Below are 22598 nucleotides of genomic sequence, written 5' to 3' on the forward strand. Positions count from 1 at the left end.
CTGCACCGCCGCCACCAAAGACGCCAGTGAATGTAGGTCCACCGTTCCGTCCGCCGCCGCCACCCTGAGCTCGAATCGTGCCGGCGACAGTCATACTTGAAGTCGCCATCAGCCGTACACATCCGCCGCCTGCACCGCCGCCGCCACCACCACCACCATAGCCGCCATTCGTACTTGAGCCTGCTCCACCACCGCCCGAGCCCATCACCACGGAGGAGTCGGTCGTAGCATCACCGTTCGAGTTGTTTGCTAGGTACCCGCCGTTCTGGCCTGAATTGGCTGTACTGCCACCGCTTCCTGTTCCACCCGCTCCGTAGTATGGGCCAGCACCGCGACCGCCGGATGGGTTGTTGGTGGCCCACTGCCCGTTCTGACCGCCGGTGCCGCCGCCGCCACCACCACCACCACCTGCACTAAAGCCGCCGCCACCGCCTCCACCACCACCGTAGCCGGTTCCTCCGGGTCCTCCAGCGCCTCCTGATGGTTGGTTGCCGCCATTGCCGCCGGCTGTGACTGTCCCAGCTTGACCTGGCTGGTTCCCACCGCCGCCGCTGCCATTCGGACTCCCGCCGCCACCACCACCGTAGGAGAGGCTCGTGCCCCAGTAGCCGCCGCCGCCGTCCCCGCCGTTACCGTTGACTCCACCTTTTCCGTCGCCAAGATGGTCCGTGTAGTTGTTTTCAGCCCCCCCGCCGCCGCCATAGCCACGGCCGTTTGCGTCGAGAAGAGCACCGCTACCGATGTTGACAGTAGTCGCTTCAACGACCAGGTAACCAGACTGGTCTCCGGTATTCCGCCAGGGTGTCACGTTGTTAGTCTGGCCTACCGGTATCGTGAACGTACCAATATTGTAGTGACGGCCAGAGATGTTCTGTCCTGGCGTTGGAGTCCAATCAGCTCCACCGTGGTCACCGCCGCCCTCCGGGGTCCATTGCCCCAGCGCCATTGCCAGCATCACGGCAAGCATCACCGCTGCTCTGCGTATCATCCTATCCTCCTTGTTTGACGGTCTTGCTTTTTGCTTGCCAGCCGGCTGACCGTCTTTGAGCCGGATGGCGTGTTTGGCTTTGCAGAAAGGCTTGTGCGCCACGTTACGCACGCAAGTCGCCAAGCCGGTCCTGCAACTTGTCTATGCTGACACAGTTCTCAACTCGGATGCAACCAGCCGGCCCAGCGCCTGGGACGCTGGCGACCTGCCCGGGCGCGGAAACCAGACTAAGCAAGATTATACTGCCCCCCCCGGGTGTCAACCCGAAATTTGTGGCCCGGCCGGGACTTGTAACCACAGATGGACGCTGGGAAAAGCACGTCGCGAACAAGGAGTCGCCGGGCACGAGGAGTGTGAAACTGTGAGGGTCTGCCGCCACCTTGACGAATGGGCATATGGTGCTGTCAGCCGCCGCGATGGAGAGTTTCACTTTCGACTCTGTACCGATGCTAGCTGCACAGAAAAGCCGGGCGGACGGTGCCGCCCGGCTTAGTGGTGGCAACAACGGTTGCTAGTGTTTGACCACTTTGTACCGCGAGCCGATATCAGGCGTCTCTATCTTCAAGAAGTACACACCCCGCGCCAGGTCATGAGTACACCAGGTCAGGCGTAGCTCGCCTGCAGGTCGAACCTCGTCGGCCAGGCAGGCAACCTCACGGCCAGCGACGTCAATCGCTGAGATGCGTACCCGGCCGGCCTGATTCAGTTGGTAGTGAATCTCGGCATGGCCCGAGAACGGGTTCGGTTCGACTCGCAGACACCGGAGGGCAACCGGCTGTTGTGGCTCAGCGCTGCCGATGGTATTGTCATACCAGGACTGGGCACTGTCGGCATGGGCGCGCGCCTGACTGGTGCTTGTTCCGCCGCAGAATGCAAAGGCGACCCGCTGACGAGCACCGGCCGGCAAGTCGAATGGCCCGACTGAGGTGCACAGCGACCAGTCGTAGGCGCGGTTTGAGTTCGGCTGGTTGATGGTCGCGTTCAGGAACCGCCACTTCATGCCGTCGGTCATCGCCGAGTCCGGGTACACGTACCGTGCGTGGTCAATTGCGGCGAGGTTGGCGTAGGAGTGCGGGTCGAGGATTTTCACGCCGACCGTCGGGTTAGCACTTGAAGACTGACGCATGAACGTGAACCGGCGGGCGACATCGGATGAGCAGATGTTTGCGGTCGGCGCCGAGCCGATGTCGAAGTCGGCAAACACACCAGTGTACAAGCCGTTGACCGCACTTGCACCGTTGTTCTGGATGTCAAATACCAGTACGACAAAGTCGTCGTATCCCGGAGCCGCAACCTGGTAACTGTTCTGGGTGATCGTCAATCCTTTGGCTGAAGGATGACCAGCATCCGAGTAGCTGCCCCGGAAGTGCTCGTCACCAGCCGAAGGCGGTGACACCGGCCGCAGGCTGTCCACCGGTACAAGGTCGGTGTTCGGCGTACCTGATGCCGGGTTGGAGAAGTGCCGGTCGGCAACGTAGTTCGCGGAATTACCGACTGCGAAACTGCCGTAAAAAAGCTGGCTTGAGCCGGTCTTGGGATAACAGAATCCGGACCCGGCATCAGCCGGCGGTAGGTCGTAGCCAATCGAGCCTTGGCAGGAAACGGTCAGTTTGCAGTAACCGGTATCGTGGTCCATCAGAAGCTGACCCTGGACCGGCGGCTCGCCGATAACAAGGTTGAAAGAGCGGGTGAAGGAAGATTCTGCACAGGATAGAAACAGCGTCATTGCCGCGGTGTGGCCCTGCGGACAGCCCGAGCTTACTGAAAGCCGGAACGGGTCAGACAGGTTGTTGGCACTGTCGTTGCCCGCAATGTTGCCGTAGTTTGCAGTGGAGTCCGTAATTGTCAGGTAGCTGGAGCTGGTGCGTAGCCGACCGCTGACCGCGGTGGCACCGACGGTCGAGGCATTGCGGATGTAGGTGATGAGATTGCCAGTCTCACCTGGGTCGAACCGGCCGTTGCCGTTGTTGTCTCCCGTAACCGCAGTACGGGTGAGCACGAGATTCGGCTTGTTTGATGGCGTCACGGCGTCAAGCGCGGCCTTGCAGTTCAGCCGGCCCCAGCCGTAGTTGTTGTTCGGATACGGCCCGCCGCCCGATGGCTTGTCGGCGTTCTCGGTCAGAAGCACGAAGATTTCGTTATGCGTCAGGGTCGGCTTCTTCTGAAGCAGGATTGCGGCAGCACCGCCAACATGCGGGCAGGCCATTGAAGTGCCGTCCATTGAACCGTAGCCACCGTTGGGTAATGAGGAGACGACGCCTGACCCCGGGGCGGCGATGCCTGGGTTGATGAGATTCCAGTCGGGCCTGGGCCAGTATTGAGTGTCAGTCCATGGGCTCTGATTGGGGGCCGGCCCACGGCTTGAGTAGCTGGCGATTGCGTCGGAACTCGTTGTCGCGCCTACGCCGATGCAGATCGGATAAGAGCCCGGGGGCAGGGAAGTGGAACCGCTAGGGCCGGCGTTGCCGATTGAGGCCACGCAGACGATACCAAGGCTGCGCAGATTATTGAACGAGTTGAACCAGTAAGTGCTGGTACGGTCGGACGTGCCCCAGGAGTTGAAGCATACATCAGGCTTGCCGGTTCCGGCCATCCAGTCGAGGCATGCCGATATCCAGCTTGATTGGCCGCTGCCTTGGGAGTTGAAGGCCTTGGCACAGATGAACGTTGCGCCTGGGGCAACACCATATCCCAGAGCACCAACTGCGGTTCCCATTGTGTGGGTGCCGTGGCCATAGTCGTCGTACGGACTTGTCTGGCCGTTGACGCCGTCAAACCAGCCATTGGTCGAGCGCCAGCGGCTACCGAACACGCTGTGGCTGACGTAAACGCCGGTGTCAATGTTGCCGACCACGACGCCGGCTCCATTATACCCTGCGGCCCAGCAGTCGGGCGCACTCACCTTGGTGATGTTCCACTGCTGCATGTCGGTTACGTCAGTAACGGTTGTGACACTAGGCGCGGCTTCGAGCGTAACCGTGAAGTCGTCAATGACGTAGTCAACGTCCTCACGAGCGGCCAGGGCGCGAATGACCGCGGGTGTTGCCGAAAGCGCAATGCGGCTCTCAAGCCAGAAACTTCGCACGTCCTTAGCATCGGTGGCCGCCAGGTAGTCGAGAATCCCGCGTTGGGCACGTTCTGCGACATATTGCAGATAGCTTATCTTCTCATCATAGGTAGTATTTGGTGGCAGTTGGCTCAGGTCGGCCTGCAGACTGGTGTGAACCACAACGGCGACCATCTCGTCGGGCCGGGAGTTGGCGAGTATATTCTCCAGCTCCGGGACGATGGTGCCGCCCAATGCCGCAGCAACAACCGCCAGGCATAATACGAACTGCTTCACGATACCTCCTCGGTAGTAGTACTTGATCCTGCACTGGCGCTGTACACCGGGAATCAGGAACCTTGCCGCTGGCACTCCAGCCACCTCTGCTCCAACTTCAGGCTGCCGCGTACTCCTGGTGTCCAACACCTTGCTTTCTTGGCGGTCGCCGGAGCCGGTTCGCAGGCTGCAGAAAACCATACCCGGCGATCCCCGCCCCTGATGTGCATCGCACGTCAGTTGAAAGAAGTCTATCCCGGCCCGGTGTCGAGTCAAGAATAATTGCTACTCAGGTAGCATACCGTCCTTTGCGAACTAGAACACGGTCTTACCGGCGCCGGTTCAATACGCAACACGGCGTTGCACCGGGTAGAACCCAGGTTTATAATTTCGTTGGCAAAAGGAGGCCAAATGAGAAAGCTCGTCCTCTGCCTGTGTCTTGCCGCCACGTCCGGGCCGGGCCAGTGGTCTGCGCCCATGGCTCTGCCGCACGATTCGGCGGACGACCTGGCGTGTACTGCCGTCGCGATTGACGACAGCAGTCTGTTCGCGGCCTGGGTGTCGCGCTACGGGTTCACCGAGTATGAAATCCGGGGCAGCATGTACAACGCTGACAGCGGTCGCTGGACCGGACTGCGTCGGTTTGCTACTCGCTCGGCTGAAATCGCCATGACCGGTCCCGGGCTTTCCACCGACCCTTTGCGAAACCGGCTATGGGTCGCGTACTACAAAGGGGCGTTCCCGGTTGACCAGGATAGCTGGGGCGTTTACACGGCGTATGCGGACAGCGCCGGTATAAGCCCGTCGGAGCTGACTATGTCCGATACCGGAGTTTCGGCGATCGTGCTCCGACACAATGGTGCTGGTCAGACCGGTATGGTCTGGACCGACATCGCCGGCACGCCACCGGACTTCTACTCTTCGGTCTGGTTCAGCCAGCTTGACGGCGACACTTGGCGTGCCCGTCGGCTCGTTGCTGGCGGTTCCGCGATGCCGCTTACCGACTGCACCGAGCCGGCGTTGTGTGCGGATACCGGAGACCGCTTCTTTGTCGCATGGACCCGCATCGTACCCATAGTACCGAGCTACAGAGTGCATATTGCTGGCCTGCCGGACACAACGACGCTCGGGGTCTTCCCCGGCAGTTCGCCAGCAATCGTCTCAGACCTGCACGGCACTCTGCTTGAGACCAACGTCCAGACGGTAAACACCGAGCGGCTCCTGCTTGCACGGATGTACCGTGCCGGCAACTGGACCGCACCGGAAACCATTTCGCGCACGGCCACGCCTGGGGTTAGACAACGGATGTGTGTTGACACCGCTGGCATATTCTGGGTCATCTACACCGAGGGCGTCGGCCAGCCGATGACACTCCTGGCCCGGTATTATCAGAATGACGGCTGGTCTACGCCGGAAACAGTCGCAGTCGGCGGTGTTTACAACAGCCCGGTCATTGTTTCCACATACTCCAGTCAGTTATGGGCGGTTTGGCAGGGCCAGGATACTGACACAGGACGCATCTTCTCGTCTCGGCGGCTTGGTAGACCTGGCGTTGGTAGCGGGCCAATGCGTGAGGCATCACGCGACCGGATCGAAGCCAGACCAAATCCCTTCAGAACGACTGTCAACTTGAGGCTTCCGACTGGCGCGCAGCGAGTCAATATCTACGATGCGACCGGCCGGCTGGTTCGTTCCTTGAGCGCAAGCGGTGATCGGTCCGCGGCGGGTGTGGTCTGGGACGGTACTGACAGGACCGGCCGCAGGGTGTGTCCCGGACTGTACTGTGTGCGGGAACCTGTAAGTGGAGCAAGCACCACCTTGATTCTCAGATAGCTCTCCAGTCTTGCTCTTTTGTAGGCGGCGCAGCTCCAAGGCCGCGCCGCTCTGGCGAAAGTTTCAGTCCTAGCGGGTGACTACGAGTTTGGTTCGATAGGTATCCTTGCCGTCGAGCGTAAGCTCGGCCAAATAGACCCCGGTCGCAAGGTCGTTGACCGTGAGCTCATGCCGGCCTGCACCCAGGCGCGAATCTGCAAGCAACCGGACAACTCGACCCGCATTGTCATACAGCCGCACGCGACAGGATGCCGTGCGGCCAATGCCAAAGACAATGGATGTTCGGCCGGACGTCGGATTCGGGACAGCATGAAACTCGCGATTGAGAAAGACGAAAGGTGCCTCCTCTACGGATACGCCGTTGGCAGTGGTAACGAGCATTGAGTCTTTGGTGGTGTTGCCCGCGATGTCCGACGCCCGCACGATTACCCAGTAGTTGCCGTCGCCGACTGACGCAGTCGCCCACTTGCCTTGGGTGTCAGTGGACTCGATAATCGTATCACCGTCGGTGTTGGTGACGATAAAGAAGTATTCGCGGCGGTCGTAGTCGCCATAAGAGTTGCAGGTGTTGTCGTTCTTATATACTACGTGGACGTTTGATGCGTCGAGCCGGTTCGAAAATTGGACACTCGTAGTCCAAGGCCGCACGATGAGCCCATCCTGACGTCGAATCATGTGGTCAATCTGATAGGGCGCGAGCTTGTCCCAAGTTGAGTTGCCGGTTGTATATCCGGTCTTGTCGTAAATCTTGGCGATGATGTCCACATCGCCGGTGAGCGCGTTATAATTCAGGTAACTGTTGTTCGTGTTGTCGCGGCAGAAGGCGAATTTCTGACCGCTGCGGGCGTTTTCGAAAACCGGGGCTACAAGGTCGCCACGCGGAAGCAGAATGGTTAGTGGATTCTGAATGAACCACCACGTAACGTTAGGAAAGCGCATCCAAGTGGAGCCGGTGTCCGAGATGCGGGCAAAGTGAATGTGGTCGAATCCGGACACGGTCCAATAAACAAGGTAGCCGATGGTATCGCCGGTAAAAACCCGGTCGCCAAGGTTCTTGTGGGGCCGTTCGGCGTCAATGTGGGCGTAGAGCCATCCGGGTGCGCGACCGGTATAGGTCAGAGGCGAGTCACAGATTGCCAGTCGGTAGTGGAGCTCGGCCTGAATCGTTCCCCAGCCCTTGACCCAACCGTCGGCAATGGCTACGACTGGTCTGTTGTGCTGGCCGACGGTGATGATGTCAATGCCGTTGTGAAAGTAGGCGCCACCGCCGTAGTCCTGATAATTGCCCCAGTTGTTGCCCAATGGATGAACTGAGTCGCCGGGAGGAATTGGCCAGAACTCTGCTCGTGCCAGCACGACGTAAAGCAGAACAGAAAGAACAAGAAAGACGTACTTCATCGAGGACCTCCTGAACTACTGCTGACCGACCAGAAGTCTAGATCGGTTCAGACTATTGTCAATCGCTCACCCCGGGGGGCAGCGCCCTGATCCTTGTTCGCTAACTGGTCGTTTTGTCCGGGCTTGTCCCGGATTCCCAGTGCCCGATGCTGAGGGAGGGCTGCTTGACTTGGCTGCACCTGCATCTACACTTACCGCCGATGAGATTGTCGGTCGGCGCCACTAGGATGCAGCTTATGAAGCTGCGCCACCGGCTTGGGGTCGCACGCCGGGGGCACAAACTCCTGAAGGACAAGCAGGAAGAGTTGATGAGACAGATTCTAGGACTCATCGCCGAAATCCGAACGCACCGCATCCGGGTCGAGCGGGAAACCGGGAGGGTCCTGGGCCGGCTGGCCTTGGCCAGGAGTGCATTCGATCCGAGGTTCTTTGATGAGGCGGTAATGGTGCCGACCCGGAAGATACGAGTCAGGGTTGAAACCCGAAACATCCTGAACATTAGGGTGCCGGTATTCAGGAAGGAGGTTTCAGGCGACTTGTGGTGCTATGGGTTCGCCAAGACGTCCGGAGAACTCGACCTCGGACTCTTGGAGTTAGAGAAGCTGATTGACTCGCTGCTCGTACTTGCCGAAAAGGAAAAGACGCTCGAACTGCTGGCAGGAGAGATGGAGAAAACAAGACGGCGGGTGAACGCCCTAGAGTTTGTGCTGATACCGGACATCGAGGAAACAGTGAAGTTTATAACCCTGAAGCTTGCTGAGAACGAACGCGGGGAGTTGACCCGGCTGATGCGGGTGAAAGAGATAATAAGAAAGTGACCGGAGGCCGATTTCCGATGGCCAGCCAATGCGAGAGTTTCAACAGAGTGACCGCGAGGCGCCGATGAGTGCGAGAACAGGAGTTCTCCGAACGGGTCCGGACCTGAGTAGTGTGCGAGGGCGGTTGTTGGCGACCCTGCCCCGGAGGCTGCTTGGCTAGAAGGCGTGGGGTGACGTGGATAATGTATGCAGCCTGGATTACGCTGACCGTTATCGCGCTGGTCGTGCCGACCGAGCGCATGCCGAGGCTGTTCTGGGCCGGACTGGACAAGGTCAGTCACACCGTAATGTTCACCGTACTGGGTGCGCTGGGCCAAGCCGCGGCACCGTGGTTGACCCTGTTTGTGTCTCTGTCCCTGGCCGTCGGGTTGGAGCTAGTCCAGAAGAAGCTCCCTTACCGCACCTACGATACGGTTGAACTCTTGGCCAATATCATCGGCGTTATCGCCGGTGTGGTCTGCTTCGAACTGGGCTCGAGGCTGAAAAGAGATGGACGATGACTACGCTGACGCATCACGGCGTTTCATCCGAATTGGGCGCCGGGCGTTGAGTATAGAACGTAACGTGCTCTGACCATGGGCGGGCTGAAACATACTAGACCCAAGGGAACCCAGGATTTTATACCGCCGGAATCGGCGCGGCTCAGACAGATTGAAACCGTCGCCCGAAGTCTGTGCGAGCGGTATGGCTTCCAAGAAATAGTTACTCCGGTGTTCGAACACACCGAGGTATACGTGAAGTCATCGGGTTCGGGCTCGGACATCGTCACAAAAGAGATGTATAGCTTCAAGGACCGGGCCGGAAGGGACCTGACGCTTCGGCCCGAGGGTACGCCAGGTGTGGTGCGGGCGGTGTTAGAGAACTACATCCGAGTACCGTGCCGGCTGTACTACATTGGACCGCACTTTCGCTACGGTCGGCCGCAGAAGGGCCGGTACCGTGAGTTTCGCCAGCTCGGAGTTGAGGCGCTGGGGGAGGCTCACCCGATGGTTGATGCAGAATTGATTCGATTTGGGGTTGTGTTCTTTCAAGAACTCGGCATCACTGACTGCCTGACCCAGCTTACTTCGATCGGATGCCGCGTGTGCCGGCCCGCGTACCGGGACAAACTGGTCATGTTCTTGGTTGGGCACCAGGGAGAGTTGTGTCCGGACTGCCGTCTCCGGCTTGAACGCAACCCGCTGCGCGTATTCGACTGTAAGGTCGAAACCTGCCGGATTGCGGTGGCCGATGCGCCCAAGCCGGCCGAGTACCTGTGCCCTGAATGCCAACGTCACCACCAGGCGGTCATGGCTGCGCTCAGGCGATGGGAAGTGCGGTTCGAAGTGAATGACCGGCTGGTAAGGGGGTTGGACTACTACAACCGGACAACCTTCGAGTATATTTCCACGCGGCTCGGTGCCCAGGACAGCCTAGGCGGCGGCGGCCGGTACGACTATCTTGTCGCGGACTTCGGCGGACCAGAGACGCCCGCAGTTGGGTTGGCAATTGGTCTGGAGCGGACACTCTTGGCAACACCTGAATCGAGTCCGGCGGTACGACGAAAGCTCGTCTTCGTGGTCTGGCTGGCTGAATCCGAGCTTGACGCCGCGGTCAGGGTTCTTGACCGGCTCCGGGCGGCCGGCATTCCAGCCCAGATTGACTTTGATGCACGCAAACCCAAGCACCAGTTCCGGTCCGCGGATGCGGCCGGTGCGGCGTGCTGCGTCATTGTCGGGCCAGACGAGCTGGCACGCGGCTCATTATCAGTCAAGAATCTCGAAACCGGCGAGCAACTTGAAGTGCCACAAAATACGGTTGTTGAGCAGGTCCGCTCGTTCCTGCGCTGAATTCAGGCCGCGTAGTTTGTCCTTTTCACAGATGCTCTGAGTTCGCCGTCCGCGGTATCTCGCCTGGTTAGTCGGTGAGCGAGAGCAGGTACTGGTCAAGCGCGAGCTGACCGGTGCCGGGTTCGAGCGCGACCGCAACGTGCCACCGGCGGTCGCCCGGGCCGTCGAGTGTGAGTTCTAGCAAGCCGGTGCCCGAGTCACCGGCCTTGCCCGAGTGTTCGTTGACCAGTTGCGGGCAGTCTGGTATGCCAGCAGGGGCAGTGAGCTCGAGCGAGCGCGTGTGCTGCCAGGCAAGTAGTACTACTCGACCGGTGCCCGCCGATTCAAGACGCCAATCATAGTCAAGAAGCAGCCGATGACATGGGCCGGGCAGTACCGGAGCGAGAGCAATGAGTTTCATGTCGGCCGGGAGCAGGGGAGGCTTGGCATGTCCGGCGACCGGTTGGCAGAAGGCGATGAAACGGGAGCTCGGTTCAGGAGCCGGAGGGCGCTTTTTTTGTGTGATGGTAATCTTGATTGGTTCGACCTTCACGGCCGGTGACAACTCGGGTTGACTTGCAAGCCACTCGTCATACTCCTGCTCACCCTTGAGCCGAGCATGATGACTGCACATCGGCAGCAGGTTCTCAACCGAGGTGCGCCCACCCTTGGACCTAGGGCAGCGGTGAACCAGGGTGGCATAAGCCTCGTAGCAACCCGGGACCGCACAAGTTGTGCCCCTCAAAGCCACAACCGCGTCGGCCATCTCCTGAGGCCAGGTGTCACCACCAAAATAGGCGGTGTGGTCCTCACGCGGGGTTGGCGGGTAGTGGCTGTGCTGGCAGTTCGGACAGACGACTTCGTCTCGGTGCCAGTCCCAGTCAACCTCAAGTGGCTGGCTGCACTCTGGGCAGCGATAGTGCCAGATCATGCCGGTTCTCCCGAGTAGACGCGTGGTCGCGTTCGCAACACTCTCACGCTATCATGATATTGCCGATTGCAGTACGGTGTCAAGCTTAGGCAAACTGGCTGCCCGTTGTCCAGGAACATCGGTAAGCCCGGAGGTGCCGGATGCGGAAGTAGTACGGTACGCAGCGAGCGTCACGGGTTCGTGCCAAGCTCTCCGATTCCGGAAAGCACGAATTGCTTGGCCGCTAAGAGCGTCTATGAAGATTTCCCTTGACCGGGGCATTGTTTGACCCGACTCAGCCGACGTGTTAGAATATATCGGGTGGAACAGTTCCACCAAAGATCAAAGACCGCACCGGGGGAAAGATGAAGAAGACGTCTACTTCTGTAGTCCGCGAGATAAGAAGGCGCAAAGTCCGGTTTGTTCAGCTATGGTTCACTGATGTACTAGGTTTTCTCAAGGGCGTGACGATACCGGCCACAGAGCTTGAGCGAGCGTTTAGCCACGGAATGGCTTTTGACGGTTCCTCAATCGAGGGTTTCGCCCGCATTGAAGAGTCAGACATGGTAGTTCGACCGGACCCGACCACTTTCGCCGTTCTACCTTGGGAAGTGCAGGGCGAACGGGCTGGCCGAATGTTTGGCGACGTAATGACACCGGCGGGGAAGCCGGTTCTCTCCGACCCGAGGTTTGTGCTGCGGCGTGTTGTCGAGCGATGCCGCAAGCTCGGTTTCATCCCCAAGGCCGGTTGTGAGCTTGAGTGCTTCTACTTCAAGAGTTCGGCCGCTCCCGAATTTCTAGACCACTCGGGTTATTTCGATCTGACTCCGGTGGCGGTCGCGGAACGGGTTCGCCACGATACTATCACGGCACTCGAGGCCTTGGGCGTACCGGTCGAATACAGCCACCACGAGGTTTCGAAAAGCCAGCACGAGGTGGACCTGCGCTACACAGACGCACTGACCATGGCCGACAACGTTATCACTGCCCGGTTCGTGGCCAAACAAGTTGCCCAAGCTAACAATGTCCACGTGAGTTTCATGCCCAAGCCGGTTTACGGCATCAATGGTTCGGGGATGCACGTTCACCTGTCACTGTTTCGGGCTGGCCGAAACGCATTCTTCGACGCCACAAAGTCCATGTATCTCTCGGACACTGCCCGGCACTTCATCGCTGGTCTGCTTAGGCATGCCGAGGAGATCACTGCGGTCACCAATCAGTGGGTCAACTCCTACAAGCGGCTTGTGCCTGGCTACGAGGCGCCGGTGTATGTGTCATGGGCACAGATGAACCGTTCGGCTTTGGTCCGGGTCCCGGCGTTCGACCGAAGACGACCAGGCGCGGCCCGGTGCGAATACCGCTCGCCGGACCCGGCCTGCAACCCGTACCTTACGTTTGCAGTGCTGTTTGCCGCTGGCCTTGCCGGCATCACTCAGAAGCTGAAACTCAATTCGCCGACATCGGACAATATCTACCGGATGACACCGGAGGAGCGCAAGGCTGCGGGTATCGGTTCGCTACCTTCGGACCTGTTTGGTGCAGTCCTGCGAGCCGAGTCCAGCAAGCTTGTGCGCGAGACTCTGGGTGACGAGCTGTTCCGACACTTCGTGCGCAACAAGAAGCTGGAATGGGACGAGTACAAGGCTCAGGTCACAGAGTACGAGGTCAAGCGCTACCTGCCGATACTGTAGTCGCGTTGTCTTGCGCCCGAATCAGATTGTTCGTACCTGAAACTGCCAAGCAGTGCTGCGGGTCGCTGCCAGTTTCGAAGTGCAGGCAAGAGTTCTTCAAGGTTGTCCCTGGATTCCGAAGCGGGACGTCCTGGACGTGCCTTTGATTTGACCGACAGCCGGGCCACCGTTATCCTCTGCCCGTGGTTGCCCTGCTGCTTGCACTTGTCGCTACAAGTCGAGTCGTTATCACCGAAGTAATGGCCAATCCCTCGGGTAGCACCGGTGCACACGCGCCCGAGGACCGAAACGAGTTTGTGGAACTGTACAACCCCACTCAGGAAGCGGTTGACCTCATGGGCTGGATTCTTGACGACCTCGATGGTTCGCTCGACCGGCTAATTGCGTGGCAGGATTCGTCAATCCTTGGTGCGAACCCGACCGCAATCATCAACTACACCTGGCTCGGGCCTGGCAAGTATGCGGTGGTGTTGGACTCAGAATATACCGACCCGGTGCCAGTCGGTGGGTATGAGCAGCCGTACCGATTTGGTGACTCGTGCCTGATTCTCACTACAGCCAATACTACAATCGGCAACGGTCTAGCCACTACCGATCCCTTAGTACTTGCATCGCCATATGGTGACACAAGTACGTTCGGCACGCCGGCAACCCCGAATGACAATTTTCCGGCCAACCCCGGGGATGGTTTTTCGTGGGAGCGGATTGATCAAGTCGGGCCGGACATCATATCGAACTGGGCCACCTGTTCTGATGGATGCACACCCGGCAGGCCGAACTTGGCGAGCACTGTGCCAAATCTTTCGGTGTCAGAGCTCAGATTAGCTGAGCCGGAGAGTCTGAGGCCGGGTCAGTCGTTTCGGGGTTCGGTCCTGATTGCAAACGTCGGGTTCATTCCAACCCAGAATTGGTTTCTGGATGTATTCCTTGACCGCAACGGAAACTCGGCCCGCGACCCGTCAGAGGAATGCTGGCATACTAACGGATGGCCGCTGCTGCCTGGTGAGGATTCGGTTGTTGAGTTTACGCTTACCGGGCCTAGGACTACAACCGACCTCTGGGCGCGGATTACCTGCGAAGGAGACAGGGATACGGTCAACAATCGGTTGCGCTTGACACTCAATCCATCTGGGGCTGGTCGTCTCTTGAGTTTGGCGACCTCGAGCTTTAGCCCTGATCAGGACGGGTACGAGGACAGCCTTGAAGTCGTATATCGGCTGCCGAGGTCCGGTGGCAAACTGAGAATCGTGATATTCGACCTAGCTGGCCGCGTATGCCGAGAACTGCTTGACGTTAAAACCGAGACTGAGCAGGGCCTGGTCGTGTGGGACGGCCGGAACGCATCAGGCCGGATTGCAGCGGGTGGCATCTACGCCGTGTGGCTGTCATACCATCTGCCGGATGGTGACTGGGTGGAGAAAATGCCAGTGGTACTGGAGCGCTAGCACGCAATCGGGCTTATGGGGCAAGTGGACCCTGCCCTTCAATTGACGATGTAGTTGCGTGGGTTGACCCAAACCCCTCCGCGCATGACACCGTAGTGAAGATGGGTACCGGTAGCGCGGCCTGAGGAACCGACTGTCGCGATGATCTTGCCGCGGCTGACGTTATCCCCAACGTTTACCCGGAGCGACTGGCAATGGGCAAAAAAGGTGTGGATGCCGTTACCGTGGTCAATTTCGATGCACCGGCCCCAGCCGCTCTTCCAGCCAGCATAGGTCACGCGGCCGTCGGCCGGGGCGACAACCGCACTGCCGCGCGGGGCGACGATATCCATACCCTCGTGCATCTGGCGCTGACCGGTGAATGGGTCATGTCTCATCCCGAACCATGACGTCACCCAGCCTTGTACCGGCCAGATTGAGGGAATGTGACTAAGTTCAGCCGAACGGGCCTTGAGCTGGCGTTCGATTTCGCCCAGGGAACGCTGCTCGAACTTGACACGGCGCAGGAGTTCACCAACTTCTGGGGTCGGGTCCGCCGGCAGGACGCCACCAATCCCGAGGCGCCGCGCCTCTGGTGGAATCAGGTACAGGTCCGACGCGGCGCGTAGTCGGTTGTCCATCTCCTCGGTGAGGGCGAGAAACTGACGAAAGGTGTCAAGCGCGACCGCATAGGCAGTGACCTTGGCCTTGAGTAGGTAGTTTTCCCGCACAAGCTGTTGCAGACGGCCGTAGTCGGTGTGGCGATTGAGGTAGAGCCGGCTCAAGTAGCCGGTGAGCACAAAAAGGCCGAGGGCAAGGATGACAGCCAGATACAACGCAACAACCGGCACGGTCAAGCTGACCGCCCGGTTGCGGCGCTTCAGCGCAACCCATAACTGAAGCTTTTCCACCGCAGAAGTCTATCCAAGTTTGCCAGTCTGTCAAACATAGGTCTGCTTGACCCATGGCTAATCCATCCATAAGATACCGGCTTGTGACAGAGCGCGACTTGCAAATCGAAAGCTCGGTTGAGCATGGACTCGCAAGAAGCAATCCGGCAAAGGAATACCCGGCGCTTGAGTGCCGGGACGTGGTGAAGAACTTCCGCCGCGGCCGGGGCCTGAGGAAGAAAATAACCCGGGCGGTTGATCGCGCGACACTCTCAATCAGGCAGGGCGAGCTTTTCGGACTGCTCGGTCCCAATGGCGCAGGCAAGACCACGCTGGTGCGCTGTATTGCTACCTTGCTTATCCCGGATGAGGGTAGTATCAGTATCTTCGGCCATGACGCGTTCCGCGACTCGCTCTGGTGCCGCCAGCGCATCGGACTGCTGACTTCGGGCGAGCGTACGCTGTACTGGAAGCTCTCGGCCCGCGCCAACCTGAACTTCTTCGCTGCGCTCTACGGCCTTGCCGGCAAGGCAAAGGAAAAGCGTATTGACTATCTGGTCGAACTTCTGGGTCTCAGGGAAGTTGAGCATGAACGGGTCGAGCGCTACTCATCCGGAATGAAACAGAAATTATCGCTTGCCCGGGCAATACTGCACGACCCGGACCTGATTCTCTTGGACGAACCTTCCTTGGGTCTCGACCCGCAGTTTGCCCGATTTATCCGCAGATTCATCAAAGAGGAGCTGAACGAACGGCTGGGCAAGACGATTCTCATCACGACTCACTATATGGACGAGGCCGACGAGCTATGCAATCGCATCGCTTTCATCAACAAGGGAAAAATCGTTGACGTAAAAACTCCGGCTCAGTACAAGCGCGACATCCCTCACACCGAAGTACTTGAGGTCAGAGTGCTGGGCAGGCCGGATACGACCAAGGTCCAGGCCCTGCCTGGGCTCGAACGGTTCTCGTCCGAGTTCAAGGACGGCGTCACGACCGTGAAGCTAGTGCTGCCCAAGGCCGAGACGATTCTGTCTGACGCTATCGAATTGTTACGTACCGACGCGAAGATTCTTGGGGTGGATGTTAAACAACCCACGCTCGAGGACGTATTCCTCTATGTCACCGGCACCTCACTTGGCGCTGACACGGCCGAGAATACGCCGGGAAGAGAATGGTCGCCGAATGATTAAGCTCCTAGTTCCCGCTTTCGGTCTTTACTCCTCACCTTGCTGTCTTATTCTGCCATGACTTTCGCCGCGACGCTGAACGTTGTTCGAGCTGAGGTCTCGAAGACCATCCGGATCTACTTCTCCTATCCTGTCATCGTTGTCTTCTGGGCCATCTTTCCGCTGCTCTGGGTATTCCCGTTCGTATTTCAGGGCAAGGCCCTGGTCGGGTCTCAGACAAGCGAAGCTTTTCGCCAGCTCACCGGTTCAGGCAACTACATGGCCTTTGTCCTCATCGGCGCAATGGTGTCTAATTTCGTCTTCTCCGGACTCTGGGGCGTAGGTAACAGTCTACGCGAGGAAACCTACTGGGGTACGATGGAATACATCATCGCCTCACCGACGAACCCGCTCGTCATTCTTATCGGCAAGACTCTGGCCGAGGCGCTGGTCACGACCGCCATCGTTTGCCTGCAGGCGGTGGTCATCTCTATCCTGCCATTCGGCATCAGTTTCACTGTGGCCAAGGTCCTGCCGGTGCTTGTGCTTGTTATACTGCTGATGGTCGGGTTCTACGGGTTTACTATTGCCTTTGCCGGCTTCACCCTGCTCATCAAGGAAGTCCATGGCTGGATTCACACGCTTGAGTGGGTTTTCTTTCTGTTTTCACCAATCCGCTACCCGGTTCAGGTAAATGCTATCACCAAGGTCATCTCGACGCTAATACCGCTGACTTGGGCGCTCGTTGCCATCCGCGGCATCATCATGCTCAATCGCAACGAAGTCAGTCTCGGCCGAACCGTAATCATACTCGTAGTGATGGACGCAGTTCTGCTCATTGCCGGCTGGCTGATATTCACCTGGCTTGAGCGCAAGACCCGACGCGACGGAACTGTTGGGATGCACTAGCAAGTATGCCTGATGACAAGTTCCCAATAGAGAGCGGACTGATCAGGCCGGATTTCGGCGTCCGTCTTTCGACCACATGGGCCCGGCTGCGGCACTATGCAGGCGCGGTCTGGGCCGAAAACATCAAGGAGTGGCGGCTCGAACTGACCTATCCGGCCGACTTTGCCCGCTCGCTCATTGACCCGGTGGTGTACCTTCTTCCGTACCTTCTGTACGGTGTGGCACTGGTTGGCGGCCGTACCTCTGAGAATCTCCACCGGCTGGTTGGTACTTCTGACCTCGTCTCATTTGTCACACTTGGATACATATTCATCGGGTTCATGAACATGGCGCTCTGGGCAATGGGTTTCTCCCTGCGTAAGGAGCAGATGTACGGCACGCTTGAGTCGGTGTTTGCCGCACCGGTACCGCGCTGGGTGTTCACGATGGGAATGTCAATGCACTCGATTCTGCACCAGTTGTTGATGATAATCACCCAGATTATCTTCATCACCATCGTATTCAGTATCCGGATTAATCCTCTCGGACTCCTGCCCTCACTTGCCATTGTCGGCGTGATGCTCTTGGCGCTCTACGGCATCGGGATGATAATGGCGTCAACCACGCTCATCTTCAAGCAGGGGTGGCTGATATCCGAGGCGCTGGGCAGTATCCTGATGGTACTGACCCCAATCGCCTATCCGTTGGCGGTCCTCCCGGTAGTTATGCAGAAGGCATCGCTGGTGGTGCCGACGACCTACGGAATCCTCGCCGCCCGGCATTTCCTTCTTGGTGAGACGATGCCATTCACGGTCGCAGATGCTTTCGTGCGTCTTGCCGTACTCTCGGTTGTCTGGGTCGCAGCCGGACTTGTCATCTTCACACTCATTGATAAGTACACGCGAAGAAGCGGGACTTTGAGCCACTACTGATGAGTACCATTCAGCGACTGCGAACTGCTCACCGCTCAAAGCGGGAAACGGTCAGCAGACCACGGTCAGCACCGGTCGGCATCACAATGGGCGACCCGGCCGGCATCGGCCCGGAAGTGGTTCTCAAAGCGCTGAAGCAGACAACGAAGGACCCAGAATTCAGAACGCAGCGCGAAGAATTGCGGGTAATTGGCTGTCAGCATGTGTTCGAACTTGAGCAGAAACGGTTGGGTACAAGAGTGGACTTATCTGTTGTTGACGACTTGGTCAAGATGCCTGGTAGATGGAAGATGGGGCGGATACAGGCGAGTTGCGGCCGGGCCGCTTTTGCGGCGCTTGAAACCGGTGTGCGTCTGCTCAGGCAAGGCGTAATCCGCGCACTTGTAACTGCTCCTGTTTCCAAGGAATCTCTGCGTCTGGTCGGGTTTTCCTGGTCGGGCCAGACTGAGTTTTTGGCCGAGCAATTTGGCGCGCAGCACTACGCGATGCTTGCCTGGACGCCAAACTTCAAGGCCGTGTTTGTCACAATCCATCTACCCCTGGCCCGGGTTCCGCGTCACATCACGGCGGCGGCAGTGTGCGAAAAAGCGGTGCTGCTCAGCGAGTTCTTGAAGAAAACAATGAGACTGGGCAAACGGCGTAGGAAGCGGCGTGTCGCACTGCCATCCTGCCTGAGTTCCCGGGCATCACCCCGTATTGGTGTTATGGCATTCAACCCGCATGCTTACGAGTTCAGTCTCGGCGAAGAAGAACGAATCGCCGAAGGTATAAGACTCGCGCGCAAGGCAGGGGTCAACGCTTACGGGCCGATTCCGGCTGACGCCGCTCTTGCCGGGTTTTCGTCCGCTAGAGGCCCTTGCTTTGACGGCTATGTCGCAATGTACCATGACCAGGCGATGATTCCGGCCAAGCTACTCGGCCGAAATGCAGGTGTGAACATCACGCTCGGCCTGCCGTGTGTCCGCACCTCGCCCTTGCATGGAACTGCATTCGGTATCGCGGGAAGAGGCATTGCCGACCCGGGTTCGATGGTCGCCGCTATCCGCCTCGCACACCGTCTTTCACGCGCCTAAGCAAGCGGGGCGGACTTCACCGCCCCGCTCAGATAGACGATTATCAGTCAGCAACCACAACCCTAGTCTGTAGGTCAAAGCCACGGCCAGCAACCCGAAACATATAGGTCCCGGGGCTGAGTTCGGCCAGGCTCAGGGTCAACCGGCCAGCACGTTCGAGTGCGACTTTACGGCTTATCACGATGCGGCCGGTTGCATCATAGGCTACAAGCCAGGCTTGACCGGCAGCCGGTACCACGTAGCCGAGGTTCAGCATCTTACCAGACACTGGGTTGGGCCGGACCGATAGGAAACTTGCGTTCTGTCCTTCGGCCGGGCCAGCCACACCGACATACTGCGGAGGCTCCTTAGGCGAATCGTTGAGTATCTCCTGCGGCGGCATCGCGTAGCGCCAGAACTCAAAGGTCTTGTTTCCCTTGAGTGCGTACAACACGCGGCCAAACGGATAGCTGACGATGTCCGCTCCCTGACCGACCTTCACGTTCTTGAGGGTCGTGCCAAGCTCGGGCATTGGCTCGCGCTCGGCCCACACCTGAGTCCTGGGGTCCATCCGCCAGAACTGCGGAGTTCCGGCCTTGAGCGCGTAGATTGCCCCCTCACGCCATGTGGCTGAGCCACCCTCCTTTATGCGCTTCGGACGATATCCGGTTGACCGAGTCGCATAAGGCATGCCGGGCCCCTGGAAGACCCATGCATCCACGCCAAGGTCGTAGACCCATAGTTCATGTTCGGGCGCCTTGTGGGCATAGAGCCTTGAGTCGTTGTCGTACACGAGGAACGAACCTTTCTTCCACTTGGGAGAAGCTCCAGCCGGAGCAGCATCCAGTACGACCCAAGTACCGGCCTGGACGTTGTAGCGCAGGAAGTCCTGCTTTGGTCCCTTGAGTAGGTAGATGAAGTCAAGGCCGTACTGTTCCACGTGCACCATGTCAGTGCCATTGCCGAGCTTCTTCTCGCTAGGGCCTAACGGCACATCAGCGAGGCGCTCCCAACGGTTCTCGCTGATGGAGTAACGCCAGAACTCCCGAGTCCCGGCGCCCCGAATCGCGAACACACTGCCCTTTCCATCGGCAACCCCGCGCGCACCGCGGCCGAACCTGCCTGGCAAGGCCGCAAGTTCCTGCCACGAACCATTGGTCGGCCGATACGCGTAGAAGTCCCCGGTCCTGTTGCCGCGGGCCGCATAGACGAGACCAGTCGCCTTGTCAACTGCCAGCCATGCGCCTGATCGTACCGGCTTGTTGCCCGGTCCCGGTGGCAGCGGTCTTACCTCTTGCCATCCCCAGCGTATCGGGTCATTCGGCTCGGTTGGTGCGATGACCACTTTGAACCAGGACACCAGGTGGTTGTCGGAAATGTCGTCATCGTTGGCAAGAATCAGCGTAGCCGAGACCACCCGTTCGCCGCCAAGTGGGTCTGCGGTCCAGTCCGGAAGGCTGACCAGAGCGCTCTGACCGACCGGAATCGGCTCGACGCTCACTGTCTGGTCATACATTACCCACTGGCCGTCGCCGATAGTAAGCACAAGTTCGAACGGAACCTCAACCTCACCTCTGTTTGCGACTTGGACCAGCGGAGTAACATCAGCCCCAGACTGAACGTCGCCAGCCGGTGCAACGATGGCCTCGATTGCCATATTTGCGGCAGCATACGCAACCCTGAGATAGGGCCGGAACTTCTCGGCTTCATAACCTTTCACGTGGCCCTTACCCGTGATATCGTCTTCATCGTACTTGTACAACCCGAACGCAACCCAGTCCTGGTACAAGCCCGCGGCGATGGCCGCGACTCCAGCGGCATTGAGTTGCCGCTCGACCCAGCCGCGGCCGCTCTGCAAGGCCGGTGCCGCGACAGTTCCCTGGACGATGTCCGTCCATACCTGCTCCGGTTCGGCAACAACTGGGTCATTCGCAATGACCGTCACGTAGGTCCATGGCACCGGCTCATTGCCTGGGGAAATGACATAGTAGAACAGACTGGCCTGGGTCACCACCGCGTTGTCCGGTAGCGGCGACAAGTCGAACTTGAAATATCCCTGCCACTTCGACTCGGCCGGGTCTTTCGGATCAGAACTCTTGCCGAACATCACCTCGGGCTGGAGCTTCTTATAGCCGTTCTCTGCATTCATCACGCGTCCAGTCCAGTAGTGCTCATGCTGAGGGTACAGGTTTCTGACCATTGAGGCATGGGCCAGGGAAATCAGGCCTGACGACAATAGAACAATCAGACCGATGCCAAACATTCCTAATGCTAACCTCTTAGGCGACATTGCAGACTCCTTTCTGTCCGCTTCGGACAAGTTTCGTTGCCTTCTATTTCTATCCATGACCCACCTTAGACCGTAGATGCACAATAACGATTCCGTGGCTGTCTTATGCCCTCTTGTGTGCTTCCTTTACCTTATCGGTTGATGCCAATGCATAACCCATTGATGGTCAATGTGATATGGCGCACCACATACCCCGAGGCACAGGGGCGGAGACACGGCTAGGGGGTTACCCGGTGACCTAGGGAGTGACCCCCCATCTGATTCACGTTCTGAAACCGTACTTGAGATGTAGGGTCAGGCTGGTCTTGACTTCAGGGTTGAGCTGAACGTTGAGGGGGCTCCTTAAGTACTCTGTGAGTAAGGACTTGAGATGGTCTGTCTCTGGTTACGTCACAGGATGGGTGAGTTGGCATTTGACTGTTGGTCTGACTGGCAGGTTCAGAAGCTGTCTCAGGTGCCGTTTCAGTGAAGCTGTCAGACCCGAGCTGAGTTTCGGGCTGAGCGATGTCTTTAGTCCTGAGTTCAGGCCGCAAGTCTTATAGGCGGGTTAGTGGGAGCCGGAAGTCCTATGCAGCACCGAATCATCCCACAGGATTTCAGGGCAACATCAATATTTCCCGGCACCAGCGTCTTGTGATTGGCGAAATAGCACCAGTCGTTTAACTACTGTCTTCTTTCGGTCAATCGTACCTGCTGCCTGTTACGCCAGTGGTTCAATTCGCTCCAGAAGACACCAAGGCCTTGCCGGACGCATGCCGGCAACCTTCTGTGTGCAAGTTTCTGTGTTTGCGGCCACCCCTGCCAGTAGAACTTCCCCTACCCTGGTAACGATGTCTTAGCCTACTACAATGCTGCTACATGAGTTGAGAACGACATGAGGCAGAGAAAGACAGTGTTGTTCCCTCCCTCCCTTCGATGCTAGAACCCACGACATGCGGCTCGAACCGAGTCTTCGATGGTCAGTGTGCAGCCCTGGTGCCAAGAGTTTGCGAGCACAGTCTTAGGAAAAGGGTTGCGATTTCGGAGCTGGAATGAGGTAGTGTCAATTCTTTTGTGTAACTTCCGACTGGCATTTTACGCTGCCGGCTTTCTTACCTTGGACTTGGCTCGAGAGCGACACTTGCGCCCACAGCGCTGCTCCCACCGTTTGTTCGCCTTCTGAAACAGCGCGCACACGATTCGAGC

The 22598-nt window shown here is 58.5% G+C and carries 16 protein-coding genes; 10 read left to right on the forward strand and 6 right to left on the reverse strand.

Annotated elements, in window-relative coordinates; translation table 11 throughout:
• Nucleotides 1–988, reverse strand: a 988-nt coding sequence (locus tag ABIL25_05725; protein MEO0081774.1) for a hypothetical protein, incomplete at its 3' end; no start/stop codon positions are given.
• 511 nt (nt 989–1499) lie between these two features.
• Nucleotides 1500–4415, reverse strand: a complete 2916-nt coding sequence (locus ABIL25_05730; protein MEO0081775.1) for a S8 family serine peptidase — start codon at nt 4413–4415, stop codon at nt 1500–1502.
• 306 nt (nt 4416–4721) lie between these two features.
• On the opposite strand from ABIL25_05730, the gene ABIL25_05735 reads away from it, so the two are divergent.
• The gene (locus ABIL25_05735) at nt 4722–6143 is read left to right on the forward strand and encodes a FlgD immunoglobulin-like domain containing protein (GenBank protein ID MEO0081776.1); all 1422 of its coding nucleotides are present in this window, start codon (nt 4722–4724) and stop codon (nt 6141–6143) included.
• Nucleotides 6144–6212: 69 nt separating this feature from the next.
• On the opposite strand, the gene ABIL25_05740 is transcribed toward ABIL25_05735, so the two are convergent.
• Nucleotides 6213–7541, reverse strand: coding sequence for a T9SS type A sorting domain-containing protein (locus ABIL25_05740; protein ID MEO0081777.1), 1329 nt, complete (start codon nt 7539–7541; stop codon nt 6213–6215).
• 200 nt (nt 7542–7741) lie between these two features.
• Here ABIL25_05740 and ABIL25_05745 point away from each other — a divergent pair, with 200 nt between their 5' ends.
• The 3 genes from ABIL25_05745 (at nt 7742) to hisS (ending at nt 10188) form a co-directional block, all read left to right on the forward strand.
• A complete protein-coding gene (locus ABIL25_05745) occupies nt 7742–8359 on the forward strand; it encodes a V-type ATP synthase subunit D (GenBank protein MEO0081778.1) in 618 nt (205 codons plus the stop codon).
• A gap of 152 nt (nt 8360–8511) precedes the next feature.
• Nucleotides 8512–8859 carry a VanZ family protein gene (locus ABIL25_05750; protein ID MEO0081779.1) on the forward strand — a complete coding sequence of 116 codons (348 nt, stop codon included), beginning with the start codon at nt 8512–8514 and terminating at the stop codon, nt 8857–8859.
• Nucleotides 8860–8934: 75 nt separating this feature from the next.
• Nucleotides 8935–10188, forward strand: a complete 1254-nt coding sequence (gene hisS, locus ABIL25_05755) for a histidine--tRNA ligase (protein MEO0081780.1) — start codon at nt 8935–8937, stop codon at nt 10186–10188.
• A gap of 67 nt (nt 10189–10255) precedes the next feature.
• Here the strand turns inward: hisS and ABIL25_05760 are convergent, their stop codons facing one another.
• A complete protein-coding gene (locus tag ABIL25_05760; GenBank protein ID MEO0081781.1) occupies nt 10256–11098 on the reverse strand; it encodes an HNH endonuclease signature motif containing protein in 843 nt (280 codons plus the stop codon).
• A gap of 344 nt (nt 11099–11442) precedes the next feature.
• On the opposite strand from ABIL25_05760, the gene ABIL25_05765 reads away from it, so the two are divergent.
• Together ABIL25_05765 and ABIL25_05770 are read left to right on the forward strand one after the other, a co-directional pair.
• Nucleotides 11443–12768: a glutamine synthetase family protein gene (locus ABIL25_05765; GenBank protein MEO0081782.1), complete on the forward strand. Its 1326-nt coding sequence runs from the start codon at nt 11443–11445 to the stop codon at nt 12766–12768.
• Nucleotides 12769–12950: 182 nt separating this feature from the next.
• A complete protein-coding gene (locus tag ABIL25_05770; protein ID MEO0081783.1) occupies nt 12951–14213 on the forward strand; it encodes a lamin tail domain-containing protein in 1263 nt (420 codons plus the stop codon).
• 38 nt (nt 14214–14251) lie between these two features.
• On the opposite strand, the gene ABIL25_05775 is transcribed toward ABIL25_05770, so the two are convergent.
• Nucleotides 14252–15103: a M23 family metallopeptidase gene (locus ABIL25_05775; GenBank protein MEO0081784.1), complete on the reverse strand. Its 852-nt coding sequence runs from the start codon at nt 15101–15103 to the stop codon at nt 14252–14254.
• A 53-nt stretch (nt 15104–15156) separates the two neighbouring features.
• Here ABIL25_05775 and ABIL25_05780 point away from each other — a divergent pair, with 53 nt between their 5' ends.
• Genes ABIL25_05780 through ABIL25_05795 form a run of 4 tightly spaced genes read left to right on the forward strand, consistent with a single transcriptional unit; the run spans nt 15157 to nt 19144 of the window.
• Complete coding sequence (locus ABIL25_05780) at nt 15157–16275, forward strand: ABC transporter ATP-binding protein (protein MEO0081785.1); 1119 nt, start codon at nt 15157–15159, stop codon at nt 16273–16275.
• A gap of 54 nt (nt 16276–16329) precedes the next feature.
• Entirely contained in the window at nt 16330–17160 is an 831-nt protein-coding gene (locus ABIL25_05785) for an ABC transporter permease (protein ID MEO0081786.1), read from the forward strand.
• Nucleotides 17161–17165: 5 nt separating this feature from the next.
• Complete coding sequence (locus ABIL25_05790; protein MEO0081787.1) at nt 17166–18071, forward strand: ABC transporter permease; 906 nt, start codon at nt 17166–17168, stop codon at nt 18069–18071.
• Entirely contained in the window at nt 18071–19144 is a 1074-nt protein-coding gene (locus ABIL25_05795) for a 4-hydroxythreonine-4-phosphate dehydrogenase PdxA (GenBank protein ID MEO0081788.1), read from the forward strand. Before ABIL25_05790 ends, ABIL25_05795 begins: the two co-directional genes overlap by 1 nt.
• Before the next feature lie 43 nt (nt 19145–19187).
• On the opposite strand, the gene ABIL25_05800 is transcribed toward ABIL25_05795, so the two are convergent.
• Nucleotides 19188–21413 carry a T9SS type A sorting domain-containing protein gene (locus tag ABIL25_05800; protein MEO0081789.1) on the reverse strand — a complete coding sequence of 742 codons (2226 nt, stop codon included), beginning with the start codon at nt 21411–21413 and terminating at the stop codon, nt 19188–19190.
• Between the last annotated feature and the right edge of the window lie 1185 nt (nt 21414–22598).

Source organism: candidate division WOR-3 bacterium (assembly GCA_039801365.1).
Classification (GTDB): domain Bacteria; phylum Hydrothermota; class Tepidihabitantia; order Tepidihabitantales; family Tepidihabitantaceae; genus JBDRUN01.